The sequence below is a fragment of the Nocardiopsis sp. NPDC058631 genome, assembly GCF_042716955.1.
GTDB lineage: Bacteria > Actinomycetota > Actinomycetes > Streptosporangiales > Streptosporangiaceae > Nocardiopsis.
In genome coordinates this window covers 15,621-17,096 of sequence record NZ_JBHXQY010000015.1, presented here as the reverse complement: position 1 = coordinate 17,096, position 1,476 = coordinate 15,621, and the positions used below count along the sequence as shown (strand labels likewise).

Below are 1,476 nucleotides of genomic sequence, written 5' to 3'. Positions count from 1 at the left end.
GTGCGAGGAAGGCGTCCACCGCACGGTTCCACCCCGCGATTGGACTCGAACCAATGACCTGCCGGTTAACAGCCGGCTGCTCTGCCAATTGAGCTACGCGGGATCGTGCGCCCCCGGGGCCCTGTCGGGCCTCGGTGACAGGAACAAGCCTAGCGCTTCCCCAGGGTGCTCGCGACGCGTTTTCCGGTTCCCGTACGGCGCTTCGGGACCTGCCCGGCGACAGGGCCCACGAGGGAGGGCCCGCCGGATCTCTCCGACGGGCCCTCCCTGTGTGCTCCCGCGATTGGACTCGAACCAATAACCTGCCGGTTAACAGCCGGCTGCTCTGCCAATTGAGCTACGCGGGATGGCGCACGCCCCGGCTCCGGGCCGTGGCGACACCACCAGCCTAGCGCCCCTCAGGAGTGCTCGTGACCGGTGTCGGCACGTGTGGCGGGGCGGCGACAGGGTAACGTGCAGGCACAGATCACGCCGATCGTCTCCAAGGTCTGAAGAGGGGACCCATGCGCTACCGGATCACGTTCGTCGCCGGACTCGCCATCGGATACGTCCTGGGCGCCAAGGCGGGCAGGGCCCGCTACGAGCAGCTCGCCCGCACGGCCCGCAAGGTCGCGGACAGTCCTGTCGTCCAGGAGGTCGCCGGGCTCGTCGGCGCCCAGGTCAGCAACGCGGGCCGCACCGTCTACGACAAGACCGTGGACAAGATGCCGATCACTTCGCTGCGCGACTTCCTCGCCCGGCCCACCGACGAGGAGATCGAACTCGTCGAGTGGGAGACCCGGGTGTCCGACGGCGCCCAGCCCAGGAACAGCCGCCCCGACGAGGACGGCGCGGACCGCTCGTGACGCTGTTCCGCCGCGGTGTCCCCGCGGGGGTCCGCGCCCGGATGGAACGGGGCGAGCGCGTGCTGGCGCACGCGCCCGTCGCCGTTCCGGCCGGACGGGACGCCGCCGAGCAGGTGCTCGTCACCACCACTCGGGCCCTGTACCTGCCCGGGGGGCGCGCCGTGCCCTGGGAGGACATCGACCAGGCGGGTTGGACGCCCGACACGTTCAGGTTCCTGGAGGAGGGTTCGGGCGAGCACACGGTGCGGCTGCGCTCCGCCCCGGCCTCCGACGGCGTCGACTACCGCCGCCTGGCCGAGACCGTGGCGGAGCGCGTCACCGCGACCATCCTGGTCAACCGCTTCGTACCGTTCCCGGGGCCCGGTTCCACCACCGGTTTCCGGCTGGTGGCGCGCCGCCCGCCCGGCGGCGCCGACGTGGACTGGCGCGTCCACCTGGGTGAGGGCGTCGACCCCGACGACCCGCGCCTGGCCGACGCGGTGTCCCGTGCGCTGGCGGCCCTGCACGACCAGATGGGTGTCTAGAAGGACCGGCCGGAGAAATACGACGGCCCCACCCCCTCCGCCGTGATCTCGTACTGGTGGCGGGTTAGTGGGCCCCAAACCGCCACCACAACAAAGTCCTCCGGGTG

2 protein-coding genes and 2 tRNA genes are annotated in these 1,476 nt (G+C 71.4%); 2 read left to right on the top strand and 2 right to left on the bottom strand.

Features of this window, described 5'->3' with window-relative positions:
* Window positions 1-30: 30 nt before the first annotated feature.
* Both ACFWTE_RS07785 and ACFWTE_RS07780 read right to left on the bottom strand, forming a co-directional pair.
* Window positions 31-103, bottom strand: a tRNA-Asn gene (locus tag ACFWTE_RS07785).
* Window positions 104-274: 171 nt separating this feature from the next.
* A tRNA-Asn gene (locus ACFWTE_RS07780) sits at window positions 275-347 on the bottom strand.
* Between the two features lie 156 nt (window positions 348-503).
* Here ACFWTE_RS07780 and ACFWTE_RS07775 point away from each other — a divergent pair.
* Together ACFWTE_RS07775 and ACFWTE_RS07770 are read left to right on the top strand one after the other, a co-directional pair.
* Window positions 504-845 carry a hypothetical protein gene (locus tag ACFWTE_RS07775; RefSeq protein WP_378778534.1) on the top strand — a complete coding sequence of 114 codons (342 nt, stop codon included), beginning with the start codon at window positions 504-506 and terminating at the stop codon, window positions 843-845.
* Window positions 842-1,369, top strand: a complete 528-nt coding sequence (locus ACFWTE_RS07770; protein WP_378778533.1) for a hypothetical protein — start codon at window positions 842-844, stop codon at window positions 1,367-1,369. Before ACFWTE_RS07775 ends, ACFWTE_RS07770 begins: the two co-directional genes overlap by 4 nt.
* Window positions 1,370-1,476 lie beyond the last annotated feature (107 nt).